The following is a 19,385-nucleotide window of genomic DNA, read 5'->3' as shown; positions in this document are numbered from 1 at the left end:
TGCCAAGGTTCAGTCTGCCAGCCAGGCGTTGGCCCAGTGCTGCAGATGGTGTTCATTGAGCACGTAATCGCGCAGCACCGCTTCACGCAGCGCGTCGCCCTGGCGGTAGCTGGCCAGCGGGTCGTTCAAGTGCATGCGGATTGCCTCCAGCCACTGCTCGGTAGTGTTTTCTTGCACCCGCGTGCAGGGCAGATAGCCGGCATAGGCTTTGGTGTCAGTGCAGATTACCGGGAACCCGCAGGCGCCATATTCGAGCAAGCGCAGGTTGCTCTTGCAGTCGTTGAACAGGTTCTGCTCAAGCGGCGCCAGGGCCAGATCCAAGTTGAGGCTGGCCAGCTTTTGCGGATAGCGGGCAAACGACAGGGTGTCGTAGAACTCTTTGATGTAGGGACGCAAGCCCTCCGGGCACATGCCGAAGAATACCCAGTCGACTTCATCAGCGAGGGTCTTGACCACGTCCAGCAGCAGTTCCAGATCGCCGCGATGACTAGTGCCCCCGGCCCAGCCCACCCGTGGCCGCGCGCTACTCTGGCGCTGACTGCTCAGGCCGCTCCACAAGGAAGCGGCAAGCATGTTCGGCACGACGCGAATGTCGTGATGCAGGTGCGACAAAGCATCGGCCAGCGGCTCGGTCGAAACCACCACCCGATCACACAGGGCAATCGCGCCGCTGACCAGCTCGCGCATGTTGCTGGGCATGTTGCGGGCATGGTCGTTCTTCTTCGGTGGCTCGATGATGTAATCGTCCAACTCGTAGATCCGACGCGCACTGGAGAAGCGCTTAAACTGCGCCATGTCCTTGAGATTGGCCGGTGTGTAGCGACACTGCAGGATCACCACATCGGGTTTTTCCCGCTCAAGCTCGATTAGGTCAGAGCTGCTGTAGTCGATCCGCCCCTGAATCCAGCCCGCTCGCTCAAGCTCACTGAACGGCTGCACTACCCGATAGTGGCCGATGGCCGTGGCATTGCTCGGCAGGGCCAGCACCGAGGGCATGGCTCTGGCAATGAAGGGGTTCCAGCCGGTACGAAGGCCTGGCTCGAAGTTGAAGTTGGCAAGTTTCAGACTGAGGTTGCGGTTGTATGCCGGATCAGCGGCGACCCAGGCCAGCCAGCGTTCGTAGAAGGCATCTCGATCCGCTTCCAGGCCCTGCGCACAGAGCGCCAGCGGCTCGGCGGCGGACACTTTGGCGACCTTCGAGAACGGCGTCCACACCACCAGATAGCCTGATGTACGCACCCGTAAGCACAGATCGGCATCGAACAGGCCGTGCTGCAAGGCGTCTGCCTCCAAGCCTTGCAACTCATCGAACAGTGCGCGGCGGATCAACAGGCAATCCAGGGCCAGCGCGTTCCAGTTCTGCACCAGGCGCAGACGGTTCATGTAGCTGTCAGCATTGGCCGCGCAACCGACCTGCGAACTACCAGCTGCCCCGTGCATGCCCAGCACCAACCCGGCGGACACCACCGCGCCATCACCATCGAGCAGTTTAGGTCCGACCACACCGACTTCAGGACGCTGGGCATGCTGCATCAACTCTTGTAGCCATTGCTTATCGAACAGCAGGCAAGCGTCATCGAGCAGCAACAGGTACTCGCCTCGGGCGTGCTGGCTAGCCTGATTGAGACTGGCAGCACGGCCCTGGGCAGCAACTGCGACACAGCGCACTTGCGCGCTGCCAAGCTCAGCCATGGCCCGCAACCAGTCGCGTACATCCGCTGAGGTATCGTCATGTGCAATCAGGATGATCTCGAAATGGCTGTAGGCAGTATGCTCAAGCAGCGATTCCACACAGCGCATCAACCTTTGCACATCGTCCATGGCCAGGATCAGAATCGATACTCCAGCGGCCTGCTCATGCAGGTAAGTCACGCGCGCGGTCATACCACCCTCGCCGCCAGACACTTGAGCACTCACCCCCAGGCGCTGTAAATGCGCCTGCACGACACGCGGTGCGTGTAGTTGGGCGCTGGCTTCAGTCAACCAATCGGCGTAGCTGTGCTGACACTGCACCAGCACTTCGGCGATATGCTCGACCACTTGCAAGCCATGGGCTTCGACCAGACGCCAGAGCAGATCCTGGGGCGCCAAGCTGGCGAACTGGCCATCGAAGCCGCCCAGCGCACGAATGGCGGGTACGTTGAATGCAAGCATTCGCCCCACATAGGGCACGCTGCGCATCAGGTCCAGGTTGAAGTCGGGTTTGAAGATTGGGCTGGAGGGCGCCAGATTGTCATTGGCACCCTCATCGGTGTACAGGCACACGCTGTCAGTGCGCAGCGCCATGCGCTCGGCCATGATCACCAAGGCATGTTCATGCAAGCGATCACCCGCACGCAGCAAGAACATCCAGTCGACCTGATCAGCACCTAGCAGCCAAGGGTTGAGCGTAGCCGCCGTCGCCTGCTCAGCGCTCAGGTACTGGGCCTGGCCGCCTGCCACCGCCTGCAGCGATGCAGGGCCTACCACCAACAGCCGATGCGCGGGGTAGGATTGCCCGGCCAGGCTGTCGAGGGTCAGACGTAACCCAGCCTGGTCGCCCTCCTCACAGAACACCACGGGCACGATCCGTGGCTGACTTGGCCATTGCTCGATGCGCTTGGGCAGAAGGCGCTGCTGGCCCGCTGTGAGGCTGCGGCACTCGAGCCACTCGCCATACAGCTCGGCAAAGCTGAGGCTGTTGGTGCCGACGTATTGATTGAAGTTAGCCATCTGCCCGGCAAAATAACGGCGCAGGTCGAACTCCTCCCAGGCAGGTTGCGCCTCGCCGGCATAATCAGCTAGTGGCTGGTAGCGCACCCAACCATCGGCCGGGGCGGCCTCGGCAGTACTGGCACCGAGCATTTGCGTCAGCCACTCGGTTTCGGCCTGGTAGGCACTGGTCATGCTCGATTGATGGCTCAATCGGCCGGGGTGAACGCGCTCCAGGCTCAGCACCTGATCCAGGCTGCACAAGTGGCCACGGCGCAACACACAGGCATACAAGGCCAGGTCCAGGCGCGCAGCAAAGCCTTGCCCGTCCTGAACCAAGGTCGCCATGTACTGCTCGACCTGAGCACGACGCAGCAAGGCGTGGCTCAGCCCGCCAAACAGATTAGGGGCGCTGTCGGCGATACTGGCCAACAGATCAGTGCCATTGAGCACTGCGCTACGCGTCGAAATGACAAAGTTAAGCGCCCGCGACGGCAACAGCACGTCATCGGCAGCGCACAGCAGGCGCTGGCAGATCACCAGACTGATGTGCGGCCAGTCCTGCATAACCTTTGCCTGGGCACGCACACAGCCACCGAACAGGGTGTCGTCGTCACATAGGAACTTGATCATCTGCCCTGAGGATTGCTCAAGGCACGCCAGCAGGTTACGTGCAAAGCCCAACCGCTCGGAATTGCGCTGATAGCGCACCGGCACTGCCGATCCCTCGCCCAGCTCTCGGCAGATCGCCTCGATCTCAGGCCCTCGACTATCATCGCAGACGACAATCTCAAGGTTGGGGTAGTCCTGATACAGCGCACTGCTCAACGTGCTGCGGAAAAACTCAGGATTGAACGCTGGGATGGCAATACTGACGAGGGGGCTTGCGTTCACGAGGGCTCACTTAAGCGGTTGTTCAATCTGTTCGAAGTGATTGGCACTCCATCGAGGCGGGAGTGATTGCTCCCTAGGCCCCGCATGAGCCGCAATCCTTTGGGTGCGGCCGCCGCCAAACCATTCAGCGGCGGCGAGGAAGGCCCGGCGAGCAGGCCCCTCGCTTACCAGGTTTCGATCAGATGTAGTTGACCAGCGACAGGCCTGCGACCTTGGCGTAGGCCTGCAACGAGGCCTGGAGCATGTTGGTCTGCATTTGCAGGCGCAGCATTACTTCGGCCGGATCGCTTTCGCGGATCGAGCTCTGCGTCTTCAGATTCTCGGTGCTCAAGGCTTCGTTGGTCTCGGCCTGGACGTCAAGCGCCTGGCCGCGACCACCAATGGCACTGATCGACGAGGACACCTGGTTGGTAGCGCTGGCGATGTTGCCGATGGCCGAGTCCAGGGAGGCGAGGAAGTTCTGCCGGGCCGCCGGATCCTTGTCCATCGGTGTCATCAGCGCGGTACGCAGCTGGCCGATGGTATCGAGGACATTCTGGGTCTGGTGGGTATCCGCCTTGATCGCGAACGAGTCGCCGGCATCCGGGGCTGTGGAGAGCTCGAATGTCACGCCTGCCGCAGTCGCGGTGAATGGGTCGGCGGCGGTGCCGGTACCCGCCAGCGTGCCACTGCCGATCGGCCGACTGTTTGCATCCAAGGGGGCGGCATACAAATCGAACTTGGTCGGATCGCTGTCGGAAATCTTCAGGATCGCCCCACCGCCTGGGAATGCGGCCTTGTACAGCGACTCATCGGTAATGCTGGCGCCGGTGACCTGGCTGCCGGAAGCACCGTTGCCTGGGCTGCGGGTGCCGCTGATGGAGTCTGGCTTGGCCCCCAAAGTGAAGGTATGACCCGCCAGGGCGGCATCGTAGTCGACCTCGTCACCGGGCTTGAAGGTGATGTCCAGACGCAGGTCGACTCCACGGAAATTGATCGAGGTGTTCTCGCCATTAGGGTCGAACTTGCCGCCCTGGGTCGCTTCCAGGGTGACGTCGTTGCCGTTGGTGTCGGTGATCTTGAACTGCGTACTGCTGGTGAATTCGATGCTGTAGGGCTCGCCACTGCGGAAGCGATCATTGAACGTCGAGCTACCTGAAACCTGGCCGTTGGACAGGCTGATGCGGCCATCGTCGGTACTTGGCACGGTCAGTTGGGTTTCAGTGCGGCTGGTATTCAGCGCTTGCTCGAAAGCGTCATAGCCGGTCTCGTTGGCGGCCAGGCTGAGCATGTCGCCGACCTGCAGCATCAGGCTGCTCTGATCGCCCTGGTAGCTGTAGGTGCCATCAGCATTGCGAACGTAGGGTGGGGTGTCGCCCTTGGAGCCGGAGAACAGGTACTTGCCGTTTTCGTCCTTGCTGTTCATCAGCGAGAACAGTTGGTCTTCCAGCGAAGACAGCTCATCGGCATTGGCCTTGCGATCGGCATCGGTGAAGCTTGCGTTACCAGAGCTCACTGCCAGTTCATTGACCCGCTGCAGGATGGTACCGATCGAGCTCAAGGTGCTTTCGGCCGTGCCCAACGCATTGCGCACGTTGGTGATGTTGCCCGAATACTGCTTGAGCATGTTCTGCTGCTGCTCAAGCTGCAGCAGGCGCGCAGCGCCAACCGGATCGTCTGCGGCAGTGCGCACGCGGATGCCGTCGCTGGCTTCCTGCTGGGTCTTCACCGTGTTGGCGAAATTGCGCTGATAGTTGGCGCTGTTGGTGTTGTAGAACTGCGAAGTGGAAATGCGCACGGTCTACGGCTCCTTAAAGGCTGTTGATCAAGGTGGCGAAGGTTTCCTGGGCCGCCTTGATGATCTGCGACGACGCGGTGTAGTACTGCTGGAACTTGATCAGGTTGCCGGTTTCTTCGTCGATCGAGACGCCCGACAACGAGTTGCGGCTGTCCAATGCAGAGGTGTGCAGCGCGGTCGTGGCATCACTGTCCATCTTCGCCTGACCGGCCTTGCCACCGACGTTGGACACAAGCTTGGCGTAGGCATCGGTGAAGCTGATGCCTTTGCCGTTGTCCCCGACATCGACGGTCGACTTGGTCTGCAGGTCGATCACCGACTGGGCGTTGCGGTTGTCGGCAGAACCTGCGCCGGTCAGCGATACGGTGTAGTTATCGCCATTCTTAGGCGCACCGGAGACGCTCATCTCGAAGCTGAAGCTTTCGCCCGTCGCGTTGCCGCTGGCGTCGCGCATCGGCACCGACAGCTGCAGCTTGTTTTCCTGGCCTGGGATGATGGTGCCACTGCCGATGGAGTTACCCTGGGCGTCGAACATTGTGTACGACTGCGGCGAGCTGGCGTCGTCACCGAACACCAGCTTGACCGGCGTCGAGTACTTCAAGCCATTCTGCATGGCGCTGAGCTGGGCCGAATCGTAGATGTCCAGTTCAGTGGTCAGGGTCGGCTGGGTGATCACCCCGGTACCTTTGTTGCCCGCGCCACTGGTGGCGGTCAACGGCGAGGCCAAGGCCAGGCGCTTGGGATCGGTCAGCACCGATTCGATGCTCGCTGCAGCATTGCGGGTCGGGGTGATCTTGAAGCTGTCACCGGCCGCCAAGCCGCCGCCATTGAGCGACAGGGTGAAGCCGTCGATCACCGGTGGCGGTGTGGTGGTGAGGTCGAAGCTGCCCATCTCGGTGTTGTCCGGCAGGCGGCGCACGGTGTATTCGGTGGCGCTGGTGAAGGTGACCTGGTAGTCGTTGGTGGTCAGCTTGCCGGTGTCCTTGATGGTCACATCGAGGTTGCCGGAGCCTGTACTGTTGCCCAGCTTGGGCACGCTGCGCTCGCTGATGGCCTTGAGGCTGTTGATGTCACCGAACAGGCTGGCGCCAAAGTTGCCGTTCTTGTCGATGCCCTGGGCCAGCTGGCTGTTGATCGCATCGGCGACGACCAAGGCCACCCGGCCGAGCTCGTTGAGCGCAGGGTCGAGGGTTTCCTTGCGGTAGCGAATCAGCCCGCCCAGCTCGCCACCGGTGGTGCTGTTGGTGATGTCCATCTTGGTCGAGCCGCGATTGAGGATCAGGCTCATGCGGGTCGGATCGGTCGCGCTTGGCTCAACGCCGATGGTCTGGGTGGTACTGCCCAGCACCAGTGCCTGACCGTTCTTCAGGTAGATGTCGTAGTTGCCGTTTTTCTGCTCGACGACATCGGCACCGATCAGTGCGGTCAACTCACGCACTGCGCCGTCACGCTGGTCGAGCAAGTCATTGGGCTGACCGGTAATGGCGCCGACCTTGGAGATCTGCTCGTTGAGATCGGCAATGGTCTTGGTCAGGTTGTTCACCTGAGTGGCGAGCGAGGCCATGTTGCTGTTGAGGTTGCTGTTCTGCTGGTTGAGCTGCGACGACAGGGTGTTGAAGCGCTTGGCCAGGGTCTGGGCACTGGTCAGCAGCAACTGGCGCGACGCATCTTCGGTCGGCTTCGCCGAGGCATCCTGCATGGCGCTGAAGAAGCTCTGCAGGGCGGCGGTAATACCGGTGTCAGCGCTCGACAGGGCGGTATCGAGCGGCGTGATCTGGTTCAGGTAGGAAGTGGCGTCGCTGGACAGCGAAGTGGTGGTACGCAGCTGGTTTTCCAGGTAGGCGTTGTACACCCGGCGCACGTCGGCCAGGGTTGTCCCGGTACCGATGAAGACCTGGCCGGTCTGCTGGCCGCCCTTGGTCTTCTGCACGTTTTGCTGGCGCGAGTAGCTCTCGACATCGGCGTTGGCGATGTTGTTACCCAGGGTATACATCCCGGACTGGGCAGCTCCCAGCCCGGACATGCCAATATTGATCAAACTCGCCATGGATCCCTACCCTTAAAGTTGCGTTGTGGTACCGAGCATTGCGTAGCTCTCGTACGACTTCATCTGTCTTGCGATTTGCGAGATCTTGCTGGCGTAGTTCGGGTCGGTGGCGTACCCGGCCTTTTGCAGTTCTCGCACGAACTGTTCTGGGTTATCGGCTGACTTCACCGCATCTTGATAGCGCGAATTGTTCTGCAGCAGGCTAACCAGGTCGTGGAAGCTGTCCTGGTAGGAGTCGTAGGAACGGAACGCTGCGGTCTCCTTGACGAACTGGCCGTCGCGGAACTCGCTGGTGATCGCCCGCGCCTCACCGCCCTGCCAACTACCGGTGGCCTTGATGCCAAACAGGTTGTGGCTACTGCTGCCATCGGTGTTGCGCATGACCGACTTGCCCCAACCGGTTTCCAGCGCCGCCTGGGCCACCAGGTAGCGCGGATCGATGCCGATTCGCTTGGCGGCTTGCTCGGCCATCGGCAACATGGTGGCGACGAACTCGTCGCTGTTGCCAAAGGCTTTCTTCGGCGCCAGCGGTGGCTGGGCCATGGCCCGCCCGAGGATGCGCGTGCCGCCATCGGCAGCAGCGAAGGCTTGCGCCGGCTCCCAGTCGCCCTTGACCACACCATTGACCAACTGCCCATCGCGGGCAGGAATCGCCGCTGTATTGGTTGCAACCGCAGGGTTGCCCGCCGACGGCACGATACCTGCCAGCAACCGATCGGTAAGCTTGCCCGGCAACGACAGGCGCCGCGAATTGAGCGCCGCCACATCGTTGCGCGCAGCGCTGCCGGAGCTTGCATGGACCGGCTCGGCAACCCTATTGCCCCACAAGGCCGGGCCAGCGCCCTCGCCACGAGGGAACGGGCTGGTACTGGCCACTGGGCTCTTCTGCTTGGACAGCTGGCGCACCAGCACGTCCTGCAAACCAATACCGCCACCTTCGCGGGACATGCTCACCGCCAACTGCTGGTCGTACATGTCGCGGTACTGCTTGACCGTCTCGGTGTTCATCGGGTTGTCTTCGGCCAGCACATCGGTGGCCTTGCGCGAGGCTTTAAGCATCTCGCTGATGAACAGCGACTCGAACTCCTGAGCCACCTTGCGCACGTTGGCCTCGCTGTCGCGATCTCCGTGCTTGAGTGACGTCAGGCGATTGAGGTCGGTGTAGGCACCGCTGTCGGCTGGGCTGGAAACCAGGCTCTTGGAGTTCATGCTCGGTCCTCAGATCACGATCAGGTCAGCTTGCAACGCGCCAGCCTGCTTGAGCGCTTCAAGGATCGCCATCAAGTCGCTGGGTGCCGCGCCGACCTGGTTCACCGCGCGGACGATTTCATCCAGCGTGGTGCCGGGGCCGAACTTGAACATCGGCTTGGCTTCTTGCTCGGCGTTGACCCGCGAACGCGGCACCACGGCAGTCTGGCCATTGGAGAATGGCCCTGGCTGACTGACGATCGGATCTTCGGTAATGGTTACAGTCAGGCTGCCGTGAGTGACCGCCGCTGGCGAAACCTTGACGTTCTGACCGATAACGATGGTGCCGGTGCGCGAGTTGATGATGACCTTGGCCACCGCCTGGCCCGGATCGATCTCAAGGTTCTCCAGGATCGACAGGTAATCGACCCGCTGGCTTGGATCCATCGGCGCAGTCACGCGCACCGAACCACCATCGACCGCCTGGGCGACGCCTGGGCCGAGCAAATCATTGACCTTGTCGACGATGCGCTTGGCGGTGGTGAAGTCAGGGCGATTGAGGTTCAAGGTCAGGCTATTGCCCTGGTTGAAACCGCTCGGCACTGCACGCTCGACACTGGCGCCACCTGGAATCCGACCGGCCGACGGTACGTTGACGGTAATCTTCGAGCCGTCGCGGCCTTCGGCGTCAAAGCCGCCGACCACCAGGTTGCCCTGGGCGATGGCGTAGACGTTGCCGTCGATCCCCTTGAGCGGGGTCATCAACAGGCTGCCACCGCGCAAGCTCTTGGAGTTACCAATCGAGGAGACGGTGATATCCACCACCTGGCCCGGCTTGGCAAACGCTGGCAGGTCGGCATGCACCGACACCGCGGCGACGTTCTTGAGCTGCACGTTACCGGAGCCCGCCGGCACCTTGATGCCGAACTGCGAGAGCATGTTGTTGAACGTCTGCAGGGTGAACGGGGTTTGCGTGGTCTGGTCACCGGTGCCGTTCAAGCCCACCACCAGGCCATAGCCAATCAGCTGGTTGGTACGTACGCCAGAAATGCTGGCGATGTCCTTCAGGCGCTCGGCATGAGCGCCGAACGCTGCGGACAAAAGAACGGTTGCGGCAATCAGCTGCCTGAAGTTGAACATGGGCATCCGCACTCAGAAAGGCCAAAGCGGGCTGATGAAGAAGCGATCCAACCACCCGGGCTGGCTGGCGTCGGCAAACGAACCCGTCCCCGAGTAGGTGATGCGCGCATCGGCGACACGGGTCGAGGGCACGGTGTTGTCAGTGGCAATGTCATCGGCGCGCACCAACCCTGCGATACGCACCAGCTCGTCACCGGTATTGAGCGTCATCCACTTCTCACCGCGCACCGCGACGATACCGTTGGGCAGCACTTCGGCCACGGTCACAGTGATGGAGCCGGTCAGGGTATTGCCCTGGGCTGCCTTGCTGTCACCCTTGGTCGCACGGCTGCCGCTGTAGCCGGCTTCGAGCGACAGGTCGCCGCTGCCGAACGGATTGTTGGTGTTGGGCACGGCGCCGAACAACGAGGTCAGCCCGAGATTGGCGGTGCTGTCCTTGTCGATCTGCGAGTTGGCGCTCTTGCTCGCCGAGGTGCGCTCATTGAGGGTGATGGTGATGATGTCACCGACCCGGAACGCCTTACGGTCGCTGTACAGGTTCTGCTCGAAACCAGCCTGGTAGATCGAACCGTTGTTGGCCGACGCCGGCAACGGGGTGCGCGGCAATACCGGCGCGTAGTACGGGTCGTTGGGCTTGGGCGTCGGCGCGACGCAACCGGCCAACAACACCGCCCCCCCCAGGGCGAATACGGACAACAGACGATTCATGACGCTTACCTCACGGTGGAACAGACGCTGCGACAGCGACCTTAGGGTTAGAGCTGCTGGGTAACGAACGACAGCATCTGATCAGCGGTGGAAATGACCTTGGAGTTCATCTCGTAGGCACGCTGGGTGGTGATCATGTTGACCAGCTCTTCCACGGTGCTGACGTTGGAGTTCTCCAGGGTCTGCTGCAGGGTGGTGCCGAAGCCGTTCAGGCCTGGGGTACCGACCTGCGGCGCGCCACTGGCGGCGGTCTCCAGGAACAGGTTGTTACCAATCGCCTGCAAGCCGGCCGGGTTGATGAAGTCGGCGGTCTGCAGGTTGCCGATGATCTGCGCGGCCGGGTTGCCGGCGGTGGTGATCGACACAGTGCCGTCCTGGCCGACGGTGAAGGTCTGGGCATCGTTGGGCACGACAATCGCAGGCTCCAGGGCGAAGCCATCGGCGTTGACGATCTGGCCGTCGGAGTTCAGGTGGAAGGTACCGTCACGGGTGTACGAAACCGTGCCATCCGGCTGCAGGATCTGGAAGAAACCGCGACCGTTGACTGCCATGTCCAGCGGGTTCTCGGTGGTCTGCAGGCTGCCGGTCTGGAAGTTCTTCTGGGTGCCGACGATGCGCACACCGGTACCGACCTGCAGACCCGACGGCAGCTCGCTGTCCTGGGTCGACTGGGCACCTGGCTGGCGCTTGGTCTGGTACAGCAGGTCCTGGAACTCGGCGCGATCACGTTTGAAGCCGGTGGTCGAGACGTTGGCCAGGTTGTTGGAGATGACCGTGAGGTTGGTGTCCTGGGCGGACAGGCCGGTTTTAGCGACCCAAAGAGCCGGAAGCATTTAGTGTTCTCCTCGTGCGCCTGTTTTACGGCACCCGTTCAAATGTGGTTAGCCGATTTGCAAAACACGCGCCATGGCTTCATCGCCTTCCTTGGCCGTGTTCATCATCTTGACGTGCAGCTCGAACTGACGGGACAGCGCCAGCACCGAGGTCATTTCCTCGACGGCGTTGACGTTGCTCGACTCCAGGAAGCCCGACACAACCTTGACGTTGTTGTCGACATCGGCTGGCTGGCCATTGGTGGTGTGGATCATTCCGTCCAGACCCTTGGTCAGGCCCTTGGTGTCCGGATTGACCAGTTTGATCCGGTCGACCTCGGCCATCACCCGCGGGTCTTCACCCATGGCACGGACACTGATGGTGCCGTCTTCGCCGACCTCAACTTTCTGCTCTGGCGGAATGGCGATCGGGCCGCCGTTGCCGATTACCGGCATGCCGTTGCCGGCACGCAGCACGCCAAGTGCGTCGATGTTCAGGCTGCCAGTGCGCACATAAGCTTCGCTGCCATCTGGCGCCTGGACCGCGATAAATCCGTCACCGCTGACAGCGACATCCAACTCACGGCCGGTTTCGACCATGGCACCAGCACTGAAATCAGTGGCTGGACGCTCGCTCATGGCAAAGGCGCGCGCCGGAAAGCTGTCACCGAACACCGGCATCGAACGCGCCTGCTCCAGGTCACGCTGGAAGCCGTTGGTGGAAATGTTCGCCAGGTTGTTGGCATGGGCCTTCTGCGCCAGCGCGTTCTGGCTGGCGCCGGTCATGGCCACGTAAAGCATCTTGTCCACAGTCATCCTCCGCTGCACTGGCGATTACTTGCCGCTCGCCGTTGCTGTACAGGCAATAAAGCAAGTTCCGAACCAACTTTTCAAAAGCATTAAAAAGCCCGTAAATACGGGCCTTTGCGGTACATCAGGGAAAGGTCGACGCCGGATATCCGGCGCCTGCTTGCCGATGACGGCAAACCGATTACATGTCGCGGCAACCGCCGTTGTTGAACGGGCCGGCAAATTTCTTCCACCCCTCCCCTGGCGACCATTGGGAGCAGACCAAACGACCATCGACCTGGCTTTCCCAGCGCCACCAGGGCGCAGTGGCCGCCTGGGCCTGGAGCAGGAAGAAGGCGGCGGCGCAGGTGATGATCAGTTTTTTCATGGACTATTCCGTACGCTGGGGAAGTGGGGCTGCACAGCAACCCCAACCCCCAAGACAACCATCAGGTCATCTGAATGATGGTCTGCATGATGGTGCTTTCAGTGGAGATGGTCTTGGCGTTGGCCTGGTAGTTGCTCTGCGCCTTGATCAGCTCGACCAGCTCTTGGGTCAGGTTGACGTTGGAGGCTTCCAGCGAGTTGGATTCAACGCTACCCAAGGTGCCGGTCTTCGGCGCATCGATGCCCGGGATACCCGAGGAGAAGGTCTCGGTCCAGCGCGTACCACCAACCTGCTGCAGACCCTGCTCGTTGGCGAAACTGGCAATCGCTACCTGGCCAATGGCGCGAGATTGCTGGTTGCTGAAGCTTGCGAACATCACACCCGTGGAGTCGATGCTCAAGCTCGACAGGATACCGGTGGCATAACCATCCTGGGATTGCGACATACGCGCAGTCTCAGTGTTGTAGGAGGTGGTGCTGTTCATCGACAGACGCATGCCTGCGGCATTGCCTTCAGCACCATTGGCCGCCCAGTTACCCGAGGCATCTTTGGCCGCTGGCACCCAGCCAGTCATGGTGAAGACATTGTTGGTAACGCTGAACGAGGCGCCAGCTGGGTGACCGGTGTTATCTGCGCTCATGGAGCTTACCGAACCGTCGCTGTTGAAGCTGATGGTGCCAGTCAGCGGGACCTCACTGCTTGGGTCGAACGGGTTGCGCCCATCGACCAGGGTGTACATGGTCCACTCGTTGGTACCGGTCTTACGATAGAACTGCTCCATCGTGTGCTCGTTACCCTGGCTGTCGTAGACCTTGGTCGGGAACGACTTGGTATAGGTGGTTTCATCCGACGGGTCGAAGACCTTGTTGGGCACCAGCACCGGCGGCGTGGAGTTGTTGCCGTCATCGACCATCAGCGGAATGGAATCAGCCGAGGAGTTGAGGTTGATGCCTTGGTCGATCAGGGTAGTGGACTTCGGCGCCAGCGCCGAGGTGTCGATCTTCAGGTCGCTCAACACGCCCTTCTGGATCTTGCCGCTCGAGTCGGCGGCGTAGCCTTGCAGGCGCAGGCCGTCCGAGGTGACCACGAAGTTGTCCTTATTGGTCTGGAAGGCGCCAGCACGGGTATACACCCGCGAGCCGTTGTCGGAAAGAACGAAGAAGCCCTGGCCCTGGATACCCATGTCCAACACGTTGCCGGTGTTGTTGATGTCGCCCTGGGAGAACTGCTGGGACACCGCAGCCAGACGCACGCCGTTACCGATCTGGTTCTTGCCCACGCCCAGGCGGTTGGCGCCAGCGTAGACGTCGGCGAACTCGGCGCGCGAGGATTTGAAGCCGGTGGTGTTGACGTTGGCAATGTTGTTGCCGGTAACGTCCAGTTGCTTGTTGGCCGCGTACAGACCGCTAAGACCGATATTGAAAGACATATAGCTACTCCTTTTGCCGTTCTAGTCGGCCTTAAATCCCGATGGTTTGGACGTCGGACAGGGAAACTTTCCCCACCCCTGCAAGGTTGAGCACCATCTCGCCATTGGCACTGAAGCTGACGCTGGTTACCTTGGCCGGCAGCAGGGTGTTCATCTGCACCGACTGGCCTTCCACGGTGGTGGAGGCAGTGAAGGTATAGGTACCCGGATCGACCTTCTCGCCCTTGTCGTTGGTGCCATCCCAGATGAAGTCGGCATAACCGGCTTTCTGCTCGCCCAACTCGATGGTCTTGACGGTGTTGCCGTCCTTGTCCTTGATGGTGATCTTCGCTTCGCTGATGGCCTGCGGCACAACGAACTGGGCATTGAAGCTCTCAGCCGTGTCGACCACCGCCTTGTCGTTCTGCACGATCACCGAGCGACCGACCAGCGAAGATGCCTGCAGGGCCTGGGACGAGCCCAGCGAGTTGGTAATGGTATTGACCGACTCGTTCAACGAGGTGATGCCTTCCAGGCTGCTGAACTGCGCCAGCTGGGCAACGAACTCGCCGTTTTCCTGTGGGTCCAGCGGGTTCTGGTGCTGCATCTGGGTAACCAGCAGCTGCAGGAACGCATCCTTGCCCAAGCTATCGGTACCGGTCTTGGACGCCGTATCGGTCGTGGTCTTTTTAGTGCCGGTGCTGACGCCCGATGCCGAGATCACATCGTTGAGGTTCACACCGTTTGAAGTATCGATTGCCATGGTCCGGATTCCTTATCACTGACCCAGGGTCAGTACTTTCTGCATCATGGTCTTGGCAGTGTTCATCAGCTCGGCGTTGGTCTGGAACGAACGGTTGGCGGAGATCATGTCAGCCATCTCTTCAACCACGTTGACGTTCGGGTAGTAGACGTAGCCGTCCTTGTTCGCCGCCGGATGATTCGGCTCGTAGCGCGCTTCAAGGTTGCTCTGATCTTCCACGATGCCCATGACCTGCACACCCTGACCGGCTTCACCCTGATCCTGGAACAGCGACTGGCCTACGCCACCCTGGGCCTGCTGGAAGGTGGTGGCGAACACTGGGTGACGCGCACGGTAGGTCTGGTCGATGCTCGAGGACACGGTCTCGGCGTTAGCGATGTTCGACGCCACGGTGTTGAGGCGGGTGTTCTGCGCACTCATGCCGCTACCGGCGATATTGAAAACGTTGGCAAGGGACATGGTCACTCTCCGCGCAGGGCCGATACCAGCCCTTTGAATTTACTGTTGAGCATGGTGAAGCTGGCCTGGAAACCGATCGCGTTTTCGGCATAGTTGGCCTGCTCGATCTGGGCATCCACGGTGTTCTGGTCGATCGACGGCTGCATCGGCGTGCGGTATTGCAGGGTGTCGTCGGCCATGGCCAGGCCTTCGGCCTCGATATGCCGGGTGTTGGTCCGGTCCAGGGCAATACGCCCCTTCTGCTGCTTGTCGGCCTCGGCAGCCAGCACCGAGGAGAAATCCAAGTCGCGCGCTTTGAAGTTGGGCGTGTCGGCGTTGGTAATGTTGTTGGCCAGCACTTCAGCGCGCTGGGCGCGGAAGCTCAGAGCCTTTTCGTGAATGCCAAGCGCCTTGTCGAAACTGATGCTCATGTCTGGAAACCTTCGACGGTTGACCGGAGTGTCGTTGGCCAAGCTATAGCAAGGCCTGTGCCAATCTTGGAAAAGCCCGGAAAGCCTGGGCTTGGGCCAACTCGACCAACGCCGTCATGCCAGAAAAGCGGCAAACTGCTTCCGCTCACGCAGCGGCAAGCGGCAATCGATCAGCGGCAAAAGCGGCAAAGCAAAAAATTGACGCCAGGCAAAAGTGTCAATTAGCCATCAATTACGCTAGCATCCGCGACCGCGCTGATATGTGGCATGAGGCCACTATCTTATGGATCGAAGGTCTCACGCCACGCATGGATGCGCGTTGTTTTCCCACTGTTTTCCAAGGAAAGAACCCGTGGCTCCGTTGACCTTCCGCAAAACCTTGCTGGCCCTGGCCATCACCACCAGCGCCCTGCCCGCCTTCGCCGAAACCGTGCAACTGACCAATGCCGGCTACAAGAGCGAACACCAGACCCATAACGGCGACCTCGAATTCACTGGCAGCTATACCGGCGGCAGTGACGAAGACGCTATCGAGCTCAATGGCTCGACCATCACCGGCAACCTGATCCTCAACAGCACCATTAACAGCACCGGTGATTTTGCCGGTGGCGTCGACATGGACAGCTGGGAAGACAACCTGGGCTGGGCACGCAACACCATCGAAGGCGACGTGATCAACAAAGGCAGCATCACCGCCACGGGCGGTGGCGCCAACGCGCTGATGATCGATCCGGCCTACATCGGCGGCAGCGTAATCAACCAAGGCTTGCTGGCAGCGATTGGCGAACCGCTGGATGACGATGGCGAAATCGACGTGGCCCGTGCCCTGGACTTCTCCGGCACCTCGCTGATCGAAGGCGACCTGGTCAATGCCAGCACCGGCCGCATCGTCGCCAAAGGTGAAGACTCGCGCGGGATCAACCTCGAAGGCGGCACCATCAAGGGCAAGCTGATCAACTTCGGCACTATCGAAGTCAGCGGCGATGGCGCCACGGCCATCGACGCCACCACCAGCAAGTACGGCGACATGGTTGACCTGGCGGGCATCGAAAACCACGGCACCATCATCGCCACCGGTGAAGATGCCAACGGCATCATGCTCGATGGCGCCAGCCTGAGCAGCGCCGACGGTGTCCACCTGCTCAACACCGGCAAGATCATTGCCCAAGACGCCGCGATCACCATTGGCAACGTCGATTTCGATGGCCCTGGTCTGCAGCCTTGGTATCAGCAACACGGCGACCTGAACATCTACAACAGCGGCAGCATCATTTCCCAGGATGAAGCCATCGACGCTTCCGAGGCTAACCGCCCGGTCGAGCTGATCCTGCGCAAAGGCAGCGTCATCGTCGGCAACCTGATCGACCTGTCGAACATCGAAGTCGAGGGCGACACCTCGTTCACCGGCACCGACAGCAGCGCCGATGGCGCCAACATTCGCCTGAAGGATAACGGCTGGATCAATGTCGGCTCGGCCAGCGACAACCTGGCCACCACGCTGTCGCTGCAGTCGGCGCACACCAGCATTGCCGGCAACCTGTACGTAGCGGGCAACTCGGCACTGGGCCTGACCCTGGGTGCCGACACCGATCCGTCGCGGGCGGTGGTACAGGTCAGCGGCACTGCCGAATTCGGTCAAGGCGCCCAGTTGAAACTGGCCGCGCGCGGCAACGACTTCAGCGCCAACGGCAGCAGCTACACCTTGATCGAGGCTGGCAAACTGCAAGTGCTCGATGCCAGCGGCGAGAATGTCGACCCACAAGGCACCATCGCCGTCACCAGCACGTCGGCCCTGCTCAATGTCGACAGCAGCGTCATTCGTGACAATCAAGTGGTGGCGGTGGTCACCACCAAGAGCCAGCAAGGCATCGACCAGATCCTTGAGCAGCATGGTGGCTCGGACAACCACAAGCGCTCGCTTGGCGCCCTGGTCCAGGACGGCATCCTGGGCAAGCTGGGCGAAAACGATCCACTGCTGCGCGCCGCGGCAAATGCCAGCGGCGCCGAGCTGGCCAAGCTCGCCGAGCAACTGACCCCGGAAACCAACGGCGGCGCCACCCAGGCTGCCACCACCAGCCAAAGCCTGGTCAGCAGTGTCACCAGTAGCCGCACCAGCGGCCTGCGCGGCGCCTCTTCCGGTGAAGCCTTCAAAGAGACCGGCGTGTGGGTGCAATCGCTGTACAGCGATGCCACTCAAGGTCAGCGTGACGGCATCGCCGGTTACAACGCCTACAGCCGCGGTATCGCCGTCGGCGCCGATGGCAAGCTCAACGACCAGCTCACCCTGGGCCTGGCGTATAGCTTCATCAACACCGACGTCAACGGCAAAGGCGGCAACCAGACTGAAGTCGACAGCCACGCCTTCACCCTGTATGGCGGCTTCGAGCAAGGCAACTACTTCGTCGATGCCAGCTTGACCTATGGCTTGAACGACAACCAAGGCAAACGCGAGATCGCTGGCACCAAGGCCAAGGCTGACTATGACAGCGACCTGCTCGGCCTGAACCTGGTCGGTGGCTACACCTACCGGATCAGCCCGCAGTTGCTGGTCGAGCCACGCTTGGCTGCGCGTTACAGCCGCGTGGAAATCGACGGCTACCGCGAGAAGGGCTCGTCTGCAGCTCTGAAGGTCGAGGACCAGCGTTACGAAGCCATCGAGCTGGGTGCCGGCGTGCGTGTTGCGGGCAGTTACAACCTGGGCGCCGGCACCCTGGAGCCGCAGTTCAAGCTGATGGCCTATCACGACTTTGCCGCCGACGAGGCCAGCAGCACTTCGACCTTCCTGCTTGGCAACACGCCGTTCGTGACCCATGGCGCCAGCGCCGTGCGTGACAGCTATGAAGCGGGTGTGGGCGCGGACTACAAGCTGGGCGCGGTGACCCTGGGCCTGAACTACGACTACATCGGCAAGTCGGGCTTTGATGCCGACGTGTTCTCGGCCAAGGTGCGCTACGACTTCTAAGCCTGCCCTGAGATAGCACTGCGGCTTGTCTGGCGATAAGCCCAGTGCAAGCAACGCAAAACAAAAAGGCCGGTGTCTCGCGACACCGGCCTTTTTACATGGGCCAATCACTTGGCCTGATAGATGATCCCCGGACTGCACTGAACCATCTGGTAGTGATCCGGCAAACCGTTGAGCGCCTCCGAAGCGCCCAGGAACAGATACCCGCCAGGCTTGAGCGTGCTGTGAATACGCAGCAGGATGTCCTTCTTGACCTGAGCCGAGAAGTAGATCAGCACGTTGCGGCAGAACACCACATCGAACTTGCCCAGGCTCGCGTAACTATCGAGCAGGTTGAACGAGCGGAACTCGACCCGGCTGCGAATCGGCGCCTTGACCGCCCAGCGCCCCGGCCCTTTCGGGTCGAAATAACGCTGCAGACGCTCTTGCGAGAGGCCACGGGCAATCGCCAGGCTGTCGTATTCACCACTTTTGCAGTTGGTCAGCATCGCCCCGGATAGGTCGGTGGCGACAATCTGCGCGCCCATTTTCAACTGGCCAAGGTTGCTGCGCTCGAACTCGTCGATGGCCATCGACAGCGAGTACGGCTCCTGCCCGGAGGAGCAAGCCGCCGACCAGATGCGCAGACGCTGCCCAGGGTTACCCTTGAGGAACTCAGGGATGACTTTGTTCTTGAGCACTTCGAATGGATAGGTATCGCGAAACCACAGGGTTTCGTTGGTGGTCATGGCGTCGACCACCTGCTCACGCAGGCCGCTTCGCGGTTGGCTCTGAATGCGCTGCACCAGCTCACCCAGAGACTTGATGCCCTGCTGCTCCATCAGCTTGTTGAGACGGCTGGAGACCAGGTACTGCTTATTCTCGCCCAGCAGGATGCCACAGGCTTTCTCCAGGAAGACCCGGAACTGTTCGAAATCCAAATTACCCGTAGACAATGCTGCCGCCTCTT

The 19,385-nt window shown here is 61.1% G+C and carries 15 protein-coding genes; 1 reads left to right on the top strand and 14 read right to left on the bottom strand.

Features of this window, described 5'->3' with window-relative positions; translation table 11 throughout:
* Nucleotides 1-9: 9 nt before the first annotated feature.
* From HU737_RS04055 to flgB, 13 genes are all read right to left on the bottom strand, one after another.
* Nucleotides 10-3,585 carry a glycosyltransferase gene (locus tag HU737_RS04055; protein ID WP_186555953.1) on the bottom strand — a complete coding sequence of 1,192 codons (3,576 nt, stop codon included), beginning with the start codon at nucleotides 3,583-3,585 and terminating at the stop codon, nucleotides 10-12.
* A 178-nt stretch (nucleotides 3,586-3,763) separates the two neighbouring features.
* A complete protein-coding gene (locus HU737_RS04050) occupies nucleotides 3,764-5,362 on the bottom strand; it encodes a flagellar hook-associated protein 3 (protein ID WP_186555952.1) in 1,599 nt (532 codons plus the stop codon).
* Nucleotides 5,363-5,375: 13 nt separating this feature from the next.
* A complete protein-coding gene (gene flgK / locus HU737_RS04045; RefSeq protein ID WP_186555951.1) occupies nucleotides 5,376-7,409 on the bottom strand; it encodes a flagellar hook-associated protein FlgK in 2,034 nt (677 codons plus the stop codon).
* Nucleotides 7,410-7,421: 12 nt separating this feature from the next.
* Nucleotides 7,422-8,618, bottom strand: coding sequence for a flagellar assembly peptidoglycan hydrolase FlgJ (gene flgJ / locus HU737_RS04040; RefSeq protein WP_186555950.1), 1,197 nt, complete (start codon nucleotides 8,616-8,618; stop codon nucleotides 7,422-7,424).
* 9 nt (nucleotides 8,619-8,627) lie between these two features.
* A complete protein-coding gene (locus HU737_RS04035; RefSeq protein ID WP_186555949.1) occupies nucleotides 8,628-9,737 on the bottom strand; it encodes a flagellar basal body P-ring protein FlgI in 1,110 nt (369 codons plus the stop codon).
* 12 nt (nucleotides 9,738-9,749) lie between these two features.
* Complete coding sequence (flgH, locus tag HU737_RS04030; protein ID WP_186555948.1) at nucleotides 9,750-10,445, bottom strand: flagellar basal body L-ring protein FlgH; 696 nt, start codon at nucleotides 10,443-10,445, stop codon at nucleotides 9,750-9,752.
* A 47-nt stretch (nucleotides 10,446-10,492) separates the two neighbouring features.
* Nucleotides 10,493-11,278, bottom strand: coding sequence for a flagellar basal-body rod protein FlgG (gene flgG, locus HU737_RS04025; protein WP_186555947.1), 786 nt, complete (start codon nucleotides 11,276-11,278; stop codon nucleotides 10,493-10,495).
* A gap of 48 nt (nucleotides 11,279-11,326) precedes the next feature.
* Nucleotides 11,327-12,067 (bottom strand): flagellar basal body rod protein FlgF, encoded by a 741-nt coding sequence (locus HU737_RS04020; protein ID WP_186555946.1) that lies wholly within the window; start codon nucleotides 12,065-12,067, stop codon nucleotides 11,327-11,329.
* Nucleotides 12,068-12,248: 181 nt separating this feature from the next.
* Complete coding sequence (locus HU737_RS04015) at nucleotides 12,249-12,434, bottom strand: hypothetical protein (RefSeq protein WP_186555945.1); 186 nt, start codon at nucleotides 12,432-12,434, stop codon at nucleotides 12,249-12,251.
* Nucleotides 12,435-12,495: 61 nt separating this feature from the next.
* Nucleotides 12,496-13,863, bottom strand: coding sequence for a flagellar hook protein FlgE (gene flgE, locus HU737_RS04010; RefSeq protein ID WP_186555944.1), 1,368 nt, complete (start codon nucleotides 13,861-13,863; stop codon nucleotides 12,496-12,498).
* A 31-nt stretch (nucleotides 13,864-13,894) separates the two neighbouring features.
* The gene (gene flgD / locus HU737_RS04005) at nucleotides 13,895-14,605 is read right to left on the bottom strand and encodes a flagellar hook assembly protein FlgD (RefSeq protein ID WP_186555943.1); all 711 of its coding nucleotides are present in this window, start codon (nucleotides 14,603-14,605) and stop codon (nucleotides 13,895-13,897) included.
* Nucleotides 14,606-14,620: 15 nt separating this feature from the next.
* Nucleotides 14,621-15,064, bottom strand: coding sequence for a flagellar basal body rod protein FlgC (gene flgC / locus HU737_RS04000; protein ID WP_186555942.1), 444 nt, complete (start codon nucleotides 15,062-15,064; stop codon nucleotides 14,621-14,623).
* Nucleotides 15,065-15,066: 2 nt separating this feature from the next.
* Nucleotides 15,067-15,474, bottom strand: coding sequence for a flagellar basal body rod protein FlgB (gene flgB / locus HU737_RS03995; protein ID WP_186555941.1), 408 nt, complete (start codon nucleotides 15,472-15,474; stop codon nucleotides 15,067-15,069).
* A gap of 361 nt (nucleotides 15,475-15,835) precedes the next feature.
* Here flgB and HU737_RS03990 point away from each other — a divergent pair, with 361 nt between their 5' ends.
* Nucleotides 15,836-18,436, top strand: coding sequence for an autotransporter family protein (locus tag HU737_RS03990; protein WP_225915658.1), 2,601 nt, complete (start codon nucleotides 15,836-15,838; stop codon nucleotides 18,434-18,436).
* A gap of 107 nt (nucleotides 18,437-18,543) precedes the next feature.
* On the opposite strand, the gene cheR is transcribed toward HU737_RS03990, so the two are convergent.
* Nucleotides 18,544-19,371, bottom strand: a complete 828-nt coding sequence (gene cheR, locus HU737_RS03985; RefSeq protein ID WP_186555939.1) for a protein-glutamate O-methyltransferase CheR — start codon at nucleotides 19,369-19,371, stop codon at nucleotides 18,544-18,546.
* Nucleotides 19,372-19,385 lie beyond the last annotated feature (14 nt).

Origin of the sequence: Pseudomonas urmiensis, from assembly GCF_014268815.2 — a bacterium.
Taxonomy (GTDB): Bacteria; Pseudomonadota; Gammaproteobacteria; order Pseudomonadales; family Pseudomonadaceae; genus Aquipseudomonas; species Aquipseudomonas urmiensis.
This window is presented reverse-complemented; position numbering and strand designations above follow the sequence as displayed.